This is a genomic window from Gordonia aichiensis NBRC 108223 (assembly GCF_000332975.1).
GTDB lineage: Bacteria > Actinomycetota > Actinomycetes > Mycobacteriales > Mycobacteriaceae > Gordonia > Gordonia aichiensis.
This window is the reverse complement of record NZ_BANR01000010.1, coordinates 176,585-191,651: the sequence shown is the minus strand read 5'-3', so window position 1 is coordinate 191,651 and position 15,067 is coordinate 176,585. Positions and strand designations below refer to the sequence as shown.

At 62.5% G+C, this 15,067-nt stretch carries 13 protein-coding genes; 6 read left to right on the top strand and 7 right to left on the bottom strand.

Features of this window, described 5'->3' with window-relative positions; all coding sequences use genetic code 11:
- The coding region (locus GOACH_RS12630; protein WP_005175125.1) for an NAD(P)/FAD-dependent oxidoreductase at window positions 1–648 on the bottom strand (648 nt) is incomplete at its 3' end.
- Complete coding sequence (locus GOACH_RS12625; RefSeq protein WP_005175123.1) at window positions 645–1,976, bottom strand: cytochrome P450; 1,332 nt, start codon at window positions 1,974–1,976, stop codon at window positions 645–647. The genes GOACH_RS12625 and GOACH_RS12630, both read right to left, overlap by 4 nt.
- A 288-nt stretch (window positions 1,977–2,264) precedes the next feature.
- On the opposite strand from GOACH_RS12625, the gene GOACH_RS12620 reads away from it, so the two are divergent.
- Window positions 2,265–2,582 carry a 2Fe-2S iron-sulfur cluster-binding protein gene (locus GOACH_RS12620; RefSeq protein ID WP_005175121.1) on the top strand — a complete coding sequence of 106 codons (318 nt, stop codon included), beginning with the start codon at window positions 2,265–2,267 and terminating at the stop codon, window positions 2,580–2,582.
- Here the strand turns inward: GOACH_RS12620 and GOACH_RS23105 are convergent, their stop codons facing one another.
- The 3 genes from GOACH_RS23105 to GOACH_RS12605 form a co-directional block, all read right to left on the bottom strand.
- Complete coding sequence (locus tag GOACH_RS23105; RefSeq protein WP_052003994.1) at window positions 2,583–3,317, bottom strand: response regulator transcription factor; 735 nt, start codon at window positions 3,315–3,317, stop codon at window positions 2,583–2,585.
- Window positions 3,318–3,328: 11 nt separating this feature from the next.
- Window positions 3,329–4,207, bottom strand: coding sequence for a helix-turn-helix transcriptional regulator (locus tag GOACH_RS24515; RefSeq protein ID WP_005175117.1), 879 nt, complete (start codon window positions 4,205–4,207; stop codon window positions 3,329–3,331).
- Between the two features lie 67 nt (window positions 4,208–4,274).
- Entirely contained in the window at window positions 4,275–5,726 is a 1,452-nt protein-coding gene (locus GOACH_RS12605; RefSeq protein ID WP_005175111.1) for an aldehyde dehydrogenase, read from the bottom strand.
- Window positions 5,727–5,979: 253 nt separating this feature from the next.
- On the opposite strand from GOACH_RS12605, the gene GOACH_RS12600 reads away from it, so the two are divergent.
- Window positions 5,980–7,674 (top strand): AMP-binding protein, encoded by a 1,695-nt coding sequence (locus GOACH_RS12600; RefSeq protein ID WP_005175109.1) that lies wholly within the window; start codon window positions 5,980–5,982, stop codon window positions 7,672–7,674.
- Window positions 7,675–7,801: 127 nt separating this feature from the next.
- Here GOACH_RS12600 and GOACH_RS12595 read toward each other — a convergent pair whose 3' ends face one another.
- Together GOACH_RS12595 and GOACH_RS12590 are read right to left on the bottom strand one after the other, a co-directional pair.
- Window positions 7,802–8,659, bottom strand: coding sequence for a PaaX family transcriptional regulator (locus GOACH_RS12595; RefSeq protein WP_005175107.1), 858 nt, complete (start codon window positions 8,657–8,659; stop codon window positions 7,802–7,804).
- Window positions 8,660–8,697: 38 nt separating this feature from the next.
- On the bottom strand, window positions 8,698–9,498 hold the full coding sequence (locus tag GOACH_RS12590) for an enoyl-CoA hydratase/isomerase family protein (RefSeq protein WP_005175105.1): 801 nt from the start codon (window positions 9,496–9,498) through the stop codon (window positions 8,698–8,700).
- A 97-nt stretch (window positions 9,499–9,595) separates the two neighbouring features.
- Between GOACH_RS12590 and GOACH_RS12585 the strand changes: the two genes are divergently transcribed.
- Genes GOACH_RS12585 through GOACH_RS12570 form a run of 4 tightly spaced genes read left to right on the top strand, consistent with a single transcriptional unit; the run spans window position 9,596 to window position 14,862 of the window.
- Window positions 9,596–10,471, top strand: coding sequence for an NUDIX hydrolase (locus tag GOACH_RS12585; protein ID WP_157227687.1), 876 nt, complete (start codon window positions 9,596–9,598; stop codon window positions 10,469–10,471).
- Window positions 10,468–12,105, top strand: a complete 1,638-nt coding sequence (locus tag GOACH_RS12580; RefSeq protein ID WP_005175102.1) for an AMP-binding protein — start codon at window positions 10,468–10,470, stop codon at window positions 12,103–12,105. The genes GOACH_RS12585 and GOACH_RS12580 overlap by 4 nt, the downstream gene beginning before the upstream one ends.
- Window position 12,106: 1 nt before the next feature.
- Window positions 12,107–13,252, top strand: a complete 1,146-nt coding sequence (locus GOACH_RS12575; RefSeq protein ID WP_005175100.1) for an acyl-CoA dehydrogenase family protein — start codon at window positions 12,107–12,109, stop codon at window positions 13,250–13,252.
- Window positions 13,249–14,862, top strand: a complete 1,614-nt coding sequence (locus GOACH_RS12570) for an AMP-binding protein (protein WP_005175098.1) — start codon at window positions 13,249–13,251, stop codon at window positions 14,860–14,862. The genes GOACH_RS12575 and GOACH_RS12570 overlap by 4 nt, the downstream gene beginning before the upstream one ends.
- The last annotated feature ends 205 nt before the right edge of the window (window positions 14,863–15,067 follow it).

The window sequence follows — 15,067 nt, the reverse complement described above, 5'->3', positions numbered from 1 at the left end:
CCAGTTTCGCAATCCCGAAATGGATTGACCAATCCGTATCGTGACGCCGCGCTGCGTGTGATAGTCGGCAAGCATTGATGACAGCTCTGCGCTTGCCACGCGGGCGAGTAAGCGGTCTTCGCGTTCGATCACTGTGACGGGGGTGCCTTGGCTTCGTGCCACGGCGGCCACCTCCATGCCAACGTAGCCACCCCCGACGATGACGAGTGCACCGCCGCGGGCGAGTGATTCGCTGAGATCGTGTGCATCGTCAAGACTGCGTAACGTGTGCACCCCCGCGAGCGCGGGGTCTACGCCCGGCAGCGATCGAGGTGTCGATCCAGTCGCGAACACCAGAGTGCTGTACTCGATCTCGCTTCCCGAGTCGGTAGCGACCACTCTGGTGTTCAGGTCGATCGACCGGACACCCTGACCAACCCTGAGATCAATATTGTTCTCCACATAGAACTCTCGGGGGCGAAGCAGTTGCTCGACGTCACTGCTGTCGAACTTCTTCGAGAGCGGTGGCCGATGGTAGGGAAGGTGGCGCTCGTCGCCGATGATCGTGAGTGATCCGGCGAAGCCGGACTGGCGCAGTATTGCTGCCAGCCCGGACCCGGCGTGTCCCGCACCGATGATGACGACAGATGCGTCGGGAGAGGCGGTCACTTCTGGCTCAGGGTGAGCTGGACCGGCATGTTCTTCAGGCCGCCGACGAAATTTGTCTGGATGAAGCGTGCATCGCCGGTCAATTCGATGGCGTCGAGGTGTGGCAACAGAGTCTCGAACATGATCTTCAATTCCAGCTTCGCCAGGTGTTGGCCGATGCACATGTGTGGTCCGTAACCGAAAGCGATGTGTTTGTTGGGGCGTCGATCGATGTCGAAGACATCGGGGTCGGTGAATACGTCGGTATCGCGGTTGCCGGATTGATACAGGAGCATGAAGCGGTCTCCCGGACGGAGGTCGATACCGCGAAGGGTGTAGGGCTGCAGAGCGGTTCGCATGAAGTGCTTCACCGGCGAGGCCCACCTCAGAGACTCGTTGACGAGGTTGGGAACCAACGACAAGTCGCCCTTCAGACGCTCGAGAAGCCCTGGGGTCTGTGCAATCGCCCGGATGCCGCCCGCCAGCGTCGATGAGGTGGTGTCGTGCCCGGCAGTGGCAATGGCGATGAAGTAACCATAGGCAACCTCTCTGGGGAAGTACTCCCCGTCTGCGTTCTTGGCAACCGCGACGATCGACGCAAGGTCGTCTTTCGGAGTCGCCCTCCGGTCCTCGAGGAGCGCGTCGAAGTATGCGTAGAAGTCTTGGATAGTGGCCACCCACTGCTTGGCTGCAGCGTCTGGTGTCAATGGCTCTACGTCGTCGCGAGCCGCGTCGGGGTCGGCGGTTCCGAAGAACTCCTGGGTGAGGGCCATCATCCGGGGCTCATCGGACTCAGGAACTCCGAACAGGCTCATGATGACGTGCAGTGGATACTGCAGCGCAAAGTCTTTGACGAAATCGATCTGACCGTTGGTCTCGAGGAGTCGGTTCACCGACTCGCGGGCGAGAGTCCGGATCGTGTTCTCCCACTGCTTGAGGTTGTTGGGCCGGAACCAATCTGCCGCGATGTCTTTGACCGCAGTGTGCTCTGGGGGATCGAGGTACGTGAGCGTTTCCAGGATGCGCAGACTGCCGTTGTTGATCGATTTGGTGAACGCGTCACCTGCTTGATTGGCGAGTATCGGGTTGAAGGCACCCTTGTTCTCTCCGCCTGCGCTTGTGAAGATCTCCGGCTGACGTTCGATCTCCATGATGTCAGCGTGCTTGCTCACCAGATAGACCGGATCGTAGCCATCGACATGAGCCAGGCCGAGCGGATCGTTCTCACGTAACCACTTGTATGCCTCGAACAGGCGGTCGTCGTCTCGGTGTCCCTCGGGTAGGACGATCTGGGTGGCGATGTCTTCGGGAACCGTTGTGTTGGAACCTGGTTGAATCGTTGAGGTCATGAGAACTCCCGTGTCGGCGACTGTGACGTGTCCAGTGTTGTCCACTATCTAGTGACCAGCGTCACCCTGATGGGGTGGATGCAATGTCTCCCAGAGGGATTCGTCCGCCGGAGTTCCTGACGTGATGGCGATCGCGAAGGAGTTCACTCCGATGGTCGGTCTACCTCACCCATCCTGGTGATGCCGATCGCATAGGTGCTCTCCAGAATCGACTTCACGCACCTACTCCGGTGTGTGAACCAAAGCCCAGGGCGATCGATCGAATCGCGTTATCTTGCAGGAGTAGTCATGGCGAAAGTGACCTACCACCTCTCCACTGGAGAGTCGGCGACAGTCGAGGTGCCGGAGGGTCAGAGTGTGATGGATGGTTCCGTGCGGAACAACCTTCCTGGGATCATTGCCGAATGCGGTGGAAGCTGTTCGTGCGCTACCTGCCACGTCTACTTGTCTGAGGGCGCCCTCACACTCTTCCCCGAGCCGAGCGAGGAGGAGCGTGAGCTCCTTGAGTTCTTGGACGGCGCTCGCTCGAATTCGCGCCTTTCTTGCCAACTGATCATCGGTGATCAGCAGGAGGTCGATGTAGAGGTCGTGGATTCCAACCAGTGATCAGGAATCGAGTCCACCGAACATGGCGATGAGCTCGGAACGGTTTGCGGCATTGGTTTTGCGGAGGATGTGTTTGACGTGAGATTTGACCGTTTCGACCGAAATGGTCAGTCGATCAGCGATCTGAGCGTTTGACGCACCGGAGGTGACTATCTCAAGGATCTCTCGCTCGCGGTCAGTGAGATCGGTGGTGACAGGTGGGATGTCGGTTACGGCGTCGAGAGGGTTCAGCGGCTCGGCATCTGCATCGGCCAGACCGAGCAGCGCCAAACCCATGCGATGTACGTCTTCGGACTGGCGCCGGAGTGCGCGTGCGGCACCCAGATGGTCGATTGTTGCGGATGTGACCTCGATGAGGAGGATCAGCGCGTCGAGAGCGTCGGGATCGACCTTTCCGGAGATGAGTAGAAGCGAACGTGTCTGTGCTGTCTGTGTTATGGGCAGCCTTGTGACGATGTGGCCTGTCGCCGGCGCCGCCGTGACCGGGTTATCGGTGTCGCCGTCGTGACGGTGAACCCGGTCGGTGGGGCCGATGGCGGTCCAGAGTCGTGATGACGGACATGATCCGGCGACGCGCCGGGGCATGTCGCCGTGAACGGACGCGATCTCGACCGCTGCACCCACAAGTTCGGCCGTGTGCGCGACAAGAGCATCATGGACGTCACTTTCGTTCCGTGCGTGTGTGATCGCCGCGATCGCCGCATCGAGGTGCTCGGAGAACCTGGTATCACTCACCGGTCGAACAACTACACGACGGTGGATGTGCAGTGCGCCTGATAGTGCGCGGCAGCCTCGGCTCGTGTGCTGACCCCGGTCTTCCGAAAGACCTGGCGCACATGAGATTTGACCGTCCCGTCAGAAATGAACAGCTTCTCGGCGATCGCTCGGTTCGAGGCGCCTGTCGCCAGAAGGCGCAACACCTCGCGCTCACGGTCAGTGAGGTCGTCCAGCACTCTCGTTGCAGTGGCGAGGGGGTGCGGTGTGGTCGCATGGTCGCGGTCGATCTCGGCTACGCGTTCGAAAGCTTCCGGGTGGCTCGACGTGTCAATGGCGGGCATGGTCGAGAACGTCGTACACACTGCGGCACGTTGCCGACGCAGTCGCTCTCGGCGCTCGAGTATCGAGTAGCTCAGGCCGCACAGCTTGGCGCTTCGGCTCAGTAGGGTCAGGTCAACCGGCGCGATACCGTCGGCATGATGGTCGACGTGCAGGATCGCGACTGTCCGTCCAAAGGCCACGATAGGTGCCGCCGCATATGCGGCCGGATCGGACAGGTCGATGAGAGGGCGATAGGAGTGTCGATAGTCCTTCTTGCCGAGAATGAACGGTCTACGGTAGCGCACCAGGTCGGCCTCTCGAGGTGCCCTGAACAGCGGTACCGCAGATCCGTCCACGGCGTCGATGAGGTCGTCGAACCCGGTGTCGAGAACTGGCGAGATGAACACTGACTCGGGTCGCCACGTGGGCCCATCGACCCACGAGAACATCGCCTTGGAGAATCCGAGGTCGGTGCATGCCGACGCCACTGCCGTGGAGGCAAACCCGTCCATGTCGGTTGCCCGGAGATTTCGTAGGAAGGCAGTGAGTCCGCGTGCTTGTGAATCCATTGAGTGCGGATTCGGCATGGTTGCTCTTCTCTCGCTGGCATGTGTGAGCTGGCGCACAGTGTACACGGGGTTCGACGCCCTCCGATTAGTTGGCCGGGGGGAGATAGACGGTGTGCAGATGCTGGAAGGCGTGTAGCCCTTCAGGGCCCAACTCGCGTCCCATCCCGCTGTTCTTGATCCCGCCGAACGGCGCGACCGGGTCGTTGGAGTAGTGGTTGACCCCCACTGTGCCGGACCGGACCTTGCTCGCGAGCGCCGAGGCCCGCTCGACATCTGCTGACCACACGGATCCGCCGAGGCCGTACTCGCTGTCATTTGCTATTGAGAGGGCTTGCGCCTCGTCGTCGAAGGGGATGACCGACAGCACAGGGCCGAATATCTCCTCCCGCGCAATGGTGGCGGTGTTGTCGAGGTCAGCGAAGACGGTGGGCTCCACGAACCAGCCGGAGGCGAGTGAAGGGCGGCCGCCGCCGGTGGTCAGGCGGGCACCCTCGGACTTGCCCTTGGCGATGTACCCCTCGACTCGATCACGCTGGCGCGACGAGACGAGCGGTCCGATCTTCGTCGAGGGATTCAACGGGTCCCCGATCTCGAGCGATGATGCCAAAGCGGTTATCGCGTCGACGATCTCGTCATACCGTGTCCGCGGTGCGAGCACACGGGTGTTCAGCCAGCAGATCTGTCCGTTGTTCAGCAAGGTTGCGGCAAACAGGGATTCCATCGAGGAGTTGAGGTCGACGTCGTCGAGCATGATGGCCGCGGACTTGCCGCCGAGTTCCAGAGTGACAGGTCGCAGCATCCGTCCACACGTCTCGGCGATGGTCCGTCCGGCGGCGGTGGAGCCGGTGAACGACACCTTGTCGATATCCGGGTGAGCGACCAGATACGCGCCGAGCTCGCGGCCACCCGGAACGACATTGAGGACTCCGTCGGGCAGGCCTGCAGCAAGTGCGGCTTCGGCCATCAGGAACGCGTCGAGCACGGTTTCCTCGGCAGGCTTGAGGACGACGGTGCACCCAGCGGCAAGCGCGGGGGCAAGTTTCAGGAATGTGATGGCCTGCGGCACGTTCCACGGAACGATGGCGCCGACGACGCCGACAGGATGACGCGACACGAGCGCTGTACCGCCGAGCATCCCGGGCCGGGAATCCACATCGGCTGCGTTGATCATCAAGTCGCTGAAGTAGCGCAGGAGAACCGCTGGGAATCCGCCCTCGAACTGTTCGGCGAGCCAGATCGGCATGCCGTTCTGGATCGTGACGCGTCGCGCGGTTTCCGCAGCGCGCGACTCGAGTTCGGTGGCGAAACGTTCGAGAACTTCGGCACGTTGCTTGGGATGCCACGATGCCCACCCGTTGGGGTCGTCGAAAGCGAGGCGGGCGGCTGACACCGCGCTGTCGATGTCGCCAGAAGCGCCGGCAGGAACCGAACCGATGATCTCTTCGGTTGCCGGCGAGCGCACCTCGATGCGGTTGCTGCTGGCTGGCTGATGCCACGTGCCGCCGTAGTAGAGCTCGGAATAGTCGATGGTGGACATGGGACTCCTGTCGTGGGATCGCGACCCGTGACGATGCTGTGAACGGGATCACTCTTCAGGATCGTTGTTCTCACGCGTTGGTGCAATCAAAAGTTAGGTCTGACCAAACAAAATACCACCGTTGACGGGCTCGAATCAGTCTTTCGAGTGAACTCTGCGCCGATTGGCGTGGGATGGCGTTCGGGCCTTGATTTTTAGGTCAGACCTTTTTAATCTTTGGACAGATGCGAGACACTGAGACGGAGGCCACGGCATGACCGGAGGACGGAAACTGGGTCGCTATACCCAGGAACAGATCGATGACTACTACGCCTCGGGCTACTGGGCCGACGAGAACTTCACTGAACTGCTACGCGCACAAGCGAACGCGGCGCCGGACAAGGTGTTCGTCACGGACGGCACTTACGCGCTCACTTTCGCCGAGTTGTACGACTCGTCGCAGCGGTTGGCTTTGGGTCTGCATCGCAGCGGAGTTCTGGCGGGAGCCCGAGTTGCGGTGCAGCTGCCCAACTGGGCGGCGTTCGTTGTCGTTGCCGCAGCACTCGCCCGGATCGGCGCTGTGATGGTTCCGATCATGCCGATCTACCGCAAGGACGAGGTTGCTCACGTGATCTCGGATGCTGAGGTCGAATGCGCGATCGCGCCATACGAGTTCAAGGGTTTCGACTACATCGGGATGTTCGACGAGATTCGCCGCGAGTCGCACACGCTCACATCTATTGTCGCGGTGCGCGCTCCTTCGCAGGAGCGAACCGGTCTTGCGGAGCGCAGCATCCAGGTTTTCGAGGACCTTCTCGTCGACGACGTCGAAAGCTCTGCGATCGACGCCGAGTTGGACTTCCGGGTCCACCCAGACGATCCGTTCGTGATCGTCTACACCTCTGGTACCACGTCGAGGCCGAAGGGGTGTGTACACACCTTCAACACCTATGCATCCGGCGCGAGGATGTTGGTCGTGGCCTTCGGGCACACCAGGGACGACGTTCAGTTCGGGCCATCACCCATCACACACACCACCGGACTCGTGACCAGCGTTCTCGTTCCGTTGATGGTGGGCGCTGCCACCCACGTGATGGCTGAGTGGACGCCGAAGGCCGGCCTCGCCGACATCGAGAAGTTCGGCTGCACCGCGGCGGTCACCGCGACGACCTTCTTGCAGACACTCATCGCTGCCGCAGACGAGGATCCGAGCGCAGATCTCTCGTCGCTGCGAATGTGGACCTGTGCCGGCGCGCCGATCCCCGCAGCTGTGGTGGAGAACGCGAAAGCCAAACTCCCGCAAGCCAGCATCTTGTCGCTGTATGGACGCAGTGAGAATCTGTCGACCACCACCTGCACCATCGACGACGACCCTCAGCGGGCAATCACGTCTGATGGCGCCGCGCTGCCGGGTGCTGAAGTGAAGATCGTGGGGCCCGATGGAGCCGAGGTCCCGCGGGGCACCGAAGGCGACATCGCCTATCGCGGGCCGTCGCACATGATCGAGTATCTGAACCGTCCGCACGACACCGAGGAGCTTTTCACCCCGGAGGGCTTCTCGCGCTCGGGTGACCTCGGTGTGATGGACGACGACGGCTTCGTTCGTGTTACCGGGCGGACGAAGGACATCATCATTCGTGGTGGCATGAACATCAGCGTGCGAGAGGTGGAGGACAAACTCGCCAATCATCCGGACCTGCTCGCGCTTGCGGTGGTTGCCATGCCGGACGAGCGACTGGGCGAGAAGGTGTGTTGCTATGTGGTGCCCAAGGAAGGGCATGCCGCGCCGACGGTGGATGAGCTGCGCACCTACCTCACAGATCGCGATGTCGCGATTCAGAAGACCCCCGAGCGTGTCATTGCGATCGATTCATTGCCGATGACGGCCACCGGGAAGATACAGAAGCACGTGTTGCGGAAGCAGGTCGCTGACGAGTTGAAGCAGCACACAGTGGCAGGTGCGGTCTGAGGACAGCAACAGAACAAGCCTCCTGATCACACACGCGGAGCAGGAAGCGGTCGACGTCGGCCGCCGGCCCGAGACCACAGCGTCACAAGGTAGTGCTTCGCGTTCGCGGTTGAGCGTCACGAACCGATCAGGAGTGCTCGATGAGCAATTGTGCCCAGTGACGTTCGGCTGGACCGTGCCAGATACTTCGCAGGTGCAGGAGCCGCTCGGCAGATTGTCGTCCGGTCCACGCCCCGGACAACGCGCGCGGGAGGTGGGGGTCGATCACCAAGAGATTCTGGAGTTCCTCGTCGAGTCGTAGCAAAGCTTCGAAATGCGCTGCGTCTGTCGTCGGGGCCATGCGCTCGAAGCGCTCGATGAGTGTGTTGTAGATCGACTCGAGATCGTCGAGATTCCATGCACGGTCAACGATTTCGCCGACACTGAGACCCAAATCGTCAGCCGTACCGACGAACGACAGCGTGGAGTTGAGGAGACCGGCCCCGGTGATGGCCGCCGTGGTCCTGCGCTGTCGATTCAGGTGCGGGGATACCCATACCGAGCCCAGCGGGTTGCCGAATCCGTCCCACCGCAGCGCGCGGTAGACCCGGTCGCGGATGGACCGCTGCTCGTTCGGAATGGTGACGACGAGAATTCGCCAGCGACCATCCCAGTCCGTGTGAGGATCGGAAAGTTGTTCGACGCCGGCGACGCCGTCCTCGACGAGCCGAATGCCGCGCGCCGTCAGCGCCCATCGGGTGGAACGTCCTACGCGTTCCTTGGATATCCATCCGGCTGCAGCGCAGCGCGCGATCGCCTGGCGGATGGCCGGCTCGGTGTGACCAAGCTCGGCCATCGCAGCCAAGAACACGGAGGTGGCGACCGGAACCCGTGACGGATGCACGATATCGCCCACGATGTTCAGAAGCGTGGCCTGAGCGGTGCCGGGTGTCGGGATCGCCGGGGCGCTCCGGCCTCGGCCGGGCTCGGAGCGGGATGGCGACACGACGTCATCCTCTCACGGGACGCGGTGCTGGACGACGATCACTTGCCCGTGAAGGTCGGCATCCGGTGCTCGAGGAACGCTGACCTGCCCTCGCGCCAGTCCTGAGTGGCGATGAGACTTTGCTGCAGGGCGGCCTCGAGTTCCAACTGGCAGGCCATCTGTGACTGTGTCCATGCACGGACGGCACGTTTGGTGGTGGCGAAGGCGGCGGTCGGTCCCGAGGCCAACCGGTTCGCGAGTTCGTGAACGTCGGTGTCGAGGTCATCGGTGATTCGACTGACCAGGCCGAGTTCGGCGCACCGCTCGGCGCCCAGTTTCTCCGCAAGCATGAAGATCTCGATGGCCCGCTGCGCGCCGACGGCTTCGGCGAGAAGTGCGGTTGCCCCGACATCGGGCATGAGCCCGATTGCGCTGAAACGGAACTGGAGATAGGCGTGCTGTCGATCCATGATCGCGATGTCGGCGGCGAGTGCCAGGCAGGCGCCCGCGCCGATGGCGGGACCGTTGACGGCGGCGATCACGGGCTTAGGCGAGTCGAGCATGGCGAGGAATCCCGGGTGGAACCGTCGCCGTAGCGTGCCGGTCAGGTCGTCGTGACCGGACGGCAGGCTGGGGAATCCGGCAGCGAGATCGGCGCCGGAACAGAAGGCGCTGCCGGCGCCGGTGAGTACGATGCACCGTACGGAGTCGTCGAAAGCGGTAGCCGTGAAGGCGCTTTCGAGTCCCTCGCCCAGTGAGTCATCCCAGGCGTTTCGACGGTCGGGACGGTTGAGCGTGATCGTTGCGATTCCTGATTTTACATCTGTATTGACTGAATCCGTAGATGTGTCTAGTGTCATGCTCACACTGTAACCCACGTCACGTGCGGTGCAGATTCCGCTCGACGGCGCTTACGCGACTACGCAGCGTCGAATCACCAAGCAGAGGACGTTGTTCGTGGACCCTCGAATTCGGCTCCCGGAAAAGATGTTGGCGTCTGCGGCGCCGTCCGACGTCGGAAGGAAGTCGGCGCCCGCGTCGGCTGCGAGCGTTGTACTGCTCCGCGACGGAAAGCGCGGTGTGGAGGCGTACTTGCAGATCCGCGCCTCGACAATGGCGTTCGCCGGGGGTCGCCCGGCATTTCCGGGTGGTCGCATCGACGACGGTGATCACGACGAGATTCGCGGTTGGGTTGGGCCGGGGCGTTCGGAGTGGGCCCGGTGGCTTGGTGTGGACGACGGGAATGCCGGTGCGATCATCGCGGCGGCCGTACGTGAGACCTTTGAAGAATCGGGCTACCTACTTGCGTCGCCGTCGGATGGCACCGACCTATCCGACCTCACCACCGATGACTGGCGGAAGGACCGGGAGCTGTTGTCGGAGCACAAGATAAGTCTTGCGGATCTGCTCGGGAGTCGACATCTCCACATCCGTACGGACTGGCTCAAACCGTGGTCGGCCTGGGTGACACCGGAGTTCGAGCCGCGGCGCTTTCACACCTGGTTCCTGATGGCGCGATGCCCGCAGGAACAGGACGTGCTCGGAGTCTCACGGGAGTCCATCTCGAGCCGGTGGATCACCCCGTCGGATGCCCTGCGGCAGGCCGACGCCGGGAGCCTCCCGCTTCTGCCGCCGCAGTACTGCACCCTTCTCGAACTCTACGGGCATCGAGATCGCACTTCCGTATTCAGTGCCGCGCGAGAGGTTTCCACCGTGCGACCGGGTCTCGCCACCGATGACGACGGCACCTACCTCGACCTTCCCGACGAACTCGTTGAGCTCGGACTTGCAACCGCCGAACAGATGTATCCCAACCCCGAGGGCCGATCATGAGTAACGAATCACCGAGCGCGCTTGACATCTTTCGAGACAACGTCCTGCACCATCCTTCCGATGCCCAGGTGGTCTACTTCGACACCAGTTTGTGCGTACGCGACGTCGACGAACTGTCCGACGCTTTAGCCGTCGCGCTTGCCGGCGAAGGCGTGGGAACCGGTGACCGCGTCGCTGTCCATATGCAGAACATGCCGCAGTACATGATCACGGTTCTCGCGGTCTGGAAGCTGGGGGCCGTTGTCGTTCCGATCAATCCGATGCTGCGGCCCAATGAGCTCGACTACCAGCTGAATGACTGCGGTGCCGTCGTCCTCGTCGCCCTCGACAGCCTCTGGCGAGATGTCGCGCGGGATGTTGTCGGAGCGACGTCGATCCGATCTGTGATCACCACCGCACCGCAGAGCATGCAGCACCGCGACGACGAGCGTGTGATGGCGCCGGAGCGTCTCGAGTCGGCCGACGACAGCCTGGAGTTCGACGATCTGATCGCTCGCCATCGAGGCGAACGCCCGGCGCGGCGCGATCCCGGGCTCGATGATACGGCCCTGATCTGTTACACATCCGGCACCACGGGTCCGCCGAAGGGCGCTATGTGCAGTCATCGCAACGTCATCGCGGTTGCTCGAGCGATCTGCGCCGTTGCCGAGATCGGTGCGCACAGTCGCGTGCTTGGATTGGCGCCGCTGTTTCACATCACGGGATTCATGGTGCAACTTGTTCCGGCTCTGATCACCCATTGCCCGCTCATACTGAGTTTCCGGTACCAGCCGGCTGTGATGCTCGACAGCATGCGTGAACACCGCCCGACGTTCTCGGTCGGTCCGATCACCGCCTACATCGGCCTTCTGCAGGCCGACGGATTCCTGAAAAGTGACTTCGCGAGTCTCGATCGCGTCTACAGCGGGGGTGCGCCGATATCGCCGGCCTCGGCCCGCGCCTTCGAAGAACGCACCGGCAAGCAGTTGCTAGGCGCTTACGGAATGACCGAGGCGACCGCGGCAACGCACTTGGCCCCACTCGGACTCAGGGCACCAGTTGATCCGAACACCGGCGCATTGGCAGTGGGCCTACCCACACCTGGGACATCAGTGACGATCGTCGACGACGACGGTCAACCAGTCCCCATCGGCGAGCCCGGCGAGGTGGTGCTCGAGAGCCCGGGCGTCATCGCCGGATACTGGAATCGTCCAGACGCGACCGCCGCGACGATTCGAGACGGACGACTCTACTCGGGGGACATCGGCGTCGTCGATGACGACGGGTGGCTGTTCCTGGTTGACCGAAAGAAGGATCTGATCAACTGCGCGGGTTTCAAAGTATGGCCGCGCGAGGTCGAGGATGCCCTCTACGAACACCAGGCTGTGCTGGAGGCGGCGGTCGTGGGAGTGCCCGACGAGTACCGTGGCGAGACCGTGAAAGCCTATGTCTCTCTGAAGAAGGACGGCGAGGTGACCGCCGAGGAACTCATCGCCTTCGTCGGCGAACGGCTGGCCGCGTACAAGCGTCCGGGCGAGATCGACATCCTCGCCGAACTCCCGAAAACCTCCAGCGGGAAGATCTTGCGGCGCGCGCTACGTGGCAACGAGCGCACTCCGTTGCCCACTGCCGCGTTCAGTGGACCCGGAAGTTGATGTGGACTTCGCACTGACCGACGAACAGGAAATGTTCCGGCAAGAGATCCGACGATTCGCCGAGCGGCAACTCGCCCCGCACTACCAGTCGGACGACCTCACCGGGCGAATGACGCCGTCGATCTTCACCGACATGGCCGGAGTCGGATTGTTCGGGCTGCGCGTACCTGAACGCTTCGGTGGTGCCGAGGCGGATGCGGTGACTGTCGGAGTCGCCGCCGAAGAAGTCGCCCGCTCGAATATCAACGCCGGTTACGCGCTGCTCTCGACGGCATTGGTTTGCGATATTTTCTTGACTGCTGGTTCTGAAGAACAACTGGCACAATGGCTTCCTCCCATCGCAACCGGATCGGTTATACCGACATTGGCACTGACCGAGCCCGGCCACGGTTCGGACGCGGCACATATCGAGCTACAGGCCAAGGCCACCGACGACGGTTGGGAGATCACGGGGGAGAAGACCTCCATCTCGCTGACCGAAGATGCCGACCACGCAGTGATCTTCGCGCGCACCGGCGGCCCGGGCGCACGTGGGGTCAGCGCGTTCTATGTGCCGCTCAACCATCCCGCGGTGTCGCGGACTCGACTCGACGACGTCGCAAACCGAGCCGCCGGGCGATGCTCTCTGTACTTCGACCAGTTGCCGGTGACCGCCGATCAGATGGTCGGCGGCGAGGGTTCCGGCTTCGTCTCGGTCATGCAGGGCTTCGAGTACTCGCGCGCGATCATCGGCCTCCTGTCGCTCGGAACCGCAGCGGCCGCGCTTGATGATGCCATCGAGTACGCCAAGGAGCGGCAGACCTTCGGGGCACCGATCAGCACTCGGCAGGGTGTCGCGTTTCCGCTGGTGGAACACCTCACCTATGTCGCTGGAGCCCGGCACCTCTGCTATGAAGCGTTGTGGCGCAAGGACCAAGGACTCGACCACACGGCCCTGGCCGGCATGGTCAAGTGGTGGGCACCCAAAGCTGCAGTGGAGGCCATCCACCAGGCGCTGCTCACCTATGGCCATGCCGCCTGGTCGGCGGACAATCCGCAGGCACAACGCTTGCGTGACGCCATGGGATTCGAAATCGCCGATGGCACAGCGCAAATCGCCAAACTCGTCGTCGCGAGATCTGTCTTCGGAAGGCAGTATGCGCCATGAGCACTCGCGCCAACGAGTCGGGGGAGGTGACCCAACCGGCGTCCCGCGAATTGTCTTACTGGCATGCGACCGATGAGACCCCGTTGGTGCATGGCACCGTCGGTGATCTGCTTCGAACGGCTGCAACTACTGCTCCCGACCGTATCGCGATCATCGACGGGGCACCTGGTTCGGAGCGGAGTTGGACGTACCGGGAATTCCTCGACCTCGCCGAACAGTGTGCACGCGACCTGGTTGAAGCCCACGACGTGGGATCGAGGATCGGCGTATGGGCGGCCAACAGTCCGGAGTGGCTGCTCTTGCAGCAAGCATGCGCGCTCGCCGGAATGCAGCTCGTCACGTTCAATCCCGCCTACACCTACGCGGAATTGGCGTTTGTGCTTCGCGACTCAGGGTGCGTGGTGTTGTACCACGGGCGAGAGCACCGGGGCGTCGATCTGGCAGCCATCGCCGAACAGTGTGTACGCGACATCGACACTCTCGGTGCCACCACGGCACTGGACAGTTGGGCCGCACAATCCACCGAGCACCCCCACCCATCAGTCGTCCTGCCGACGCCCGGTGAGACAGACGTCGCGATCCTGCAATACACGTCCGGAACCACGGGCGTGCCGAAGGGCGTGCTGATCTCCCATCACGCCATGGTCAACTCCGCGAATCTCGTTGCCCGTCGTGCGGGTATCGAGGCCGGCTGCGTCTATGTCAATCCGATGCCGACCTTTCACATCGGATCCTGCGGCACGGTCACGCTCGGTGCGGTCAGTTCCGTGGGAACTCAGGTCATCTTGCCTGGATTCGATGCCGGACGCGTGCTCGAACTCGTCGAGAAGCACCGCGCCACAGCACTCCTGGCGGTTCCGACGATGCAGATCGCCATGCTTGAGCACCCTCAGTTGCAGAGTCGGGATGTGTCCTCGCTGCGGGTGATTCTCACGGGTGGTTCCATCGCGTCGGCGGACCTGGTCCGACGGGTCAAGCAGGCGTTCGGCTGCAGGTTCTCCATCACATTCGGCCAAACCGAAACCGGCGGGCCGGCCACGCAGACCGACCCGAACGGACCCGTGTGGGAACAGGTCGAGACCATCGGCCGCGCTCTACCACACACCGAGGTCAAGATCGTCGATCCGCTGACCGGGGAGACCGTCCCGATCGGTGAGCGAGGCGAGATCTGTTCACGAGGGCCAACCACGATGGTCGGCTATCTCGGCCGGCCCGGCGATCGCAGTCTGCACGACGACGGATGGCTTCACTACGGAGATCTCGGGTCGATGGACAACGACGGGTATCTCCGTGTCGTGGGCCGTCTGAAAGACATGATCATTCGCGGTGGAGAGAACATCTCGCCACGTGAGATCGAGGAGATCATCTGCACGCACCCGGATGTCGTCGACGCCGCGGTTGTGGGCGCGCCCGATCCCGTTTGGGGGGAGCAAGTCGCAGCCTTCGTGCGTGTCCGCGAGGGCTCACTAGTTGATGAAACACTGCTGGCGGATCTGTGCTCGGCACACCTCGCCCGCCACAAGGTGCCCAAGATCTGGCGCCTGGTCGACACTCTTCCACTGACCGCATCGGGGAAGGTCCAAAAGTTCAAGTTGCGCGAAGCTTTGTGAGTGAGCCGGCTCTTTCCCGGTTTTCGTGGGGACTTCCGCCGTCGGTGTGGCTTGTGTAAGCGTGTAGTATCCGCCTGCCTCGACGAAGGTGTGGCGTTGTCCGGTCAGAGTGCACAGCAGTGTCTCTGAGCTTGACAGCGGGATTGTGCTGCCTGAGCGACAACAACCTGCGACTCCCTCTGCAGTCGATGCCGGTCGGCAACAG

Bases quoted from the DNA above. Each gene is read 5' to 3' on its own strand.
- GOACH_RS12625 (WP_005175123.1), bottom strand. From the start codon at position 1,976: ATGACCTCAACGATTCAACCAGGTTCCAACACAACGGTTCCCGAAGAC.
- GOACH_RS12570 (WP_005175098.1), top strand. From the start codon at position 13,249: ATGAGCACTCGCGCCAACGAGTCGGGGGAGGTGACCCAACCGGCGTCC.
- GOACH_RS12580 (WP_005175102.1), top strand. From the start codon at position 10,468: ATGAGTAACGAATCACCGAGCGCGCTTGACATCTTTCGAGACAACGTC.
- GOACH_RS12620 (WP_005175121.1), top strand. From the start codon at position 2,265: ATGGCGAAAGTGACCTACCACCTCTCCACTGGAGAGTCGGCGACAGTC.
- GOACH_RS12600 (WP_005175109.1), top strand. From the start codon at position 5,980: ATGACCGGAGGACGGAAACTGGGTCGCTATACCCAGGAACAGATCGAT.
- GOACH_RS12605 (WP_005175111.1), bottom strand. From the start codon at position 5,726: ATGTCCACCATCGACTATTCCGAGCTCTACTACGGCGGCACGTGGCAT.
- GOACH_RS24515 (WP_005175117.1), bottom strand. From the start codon at position 4,207: ATGCCGAATCCGCACTCAATGGATTCACAAGCACGCGGACTCACTGCC.
- GOACH_RS12590 (WP_005175105.1), bottom strand. From the start codon at position 9,498: ATGACACTAGACACATCTACGGATTCAGTCAATACAGATGTAAAATCA.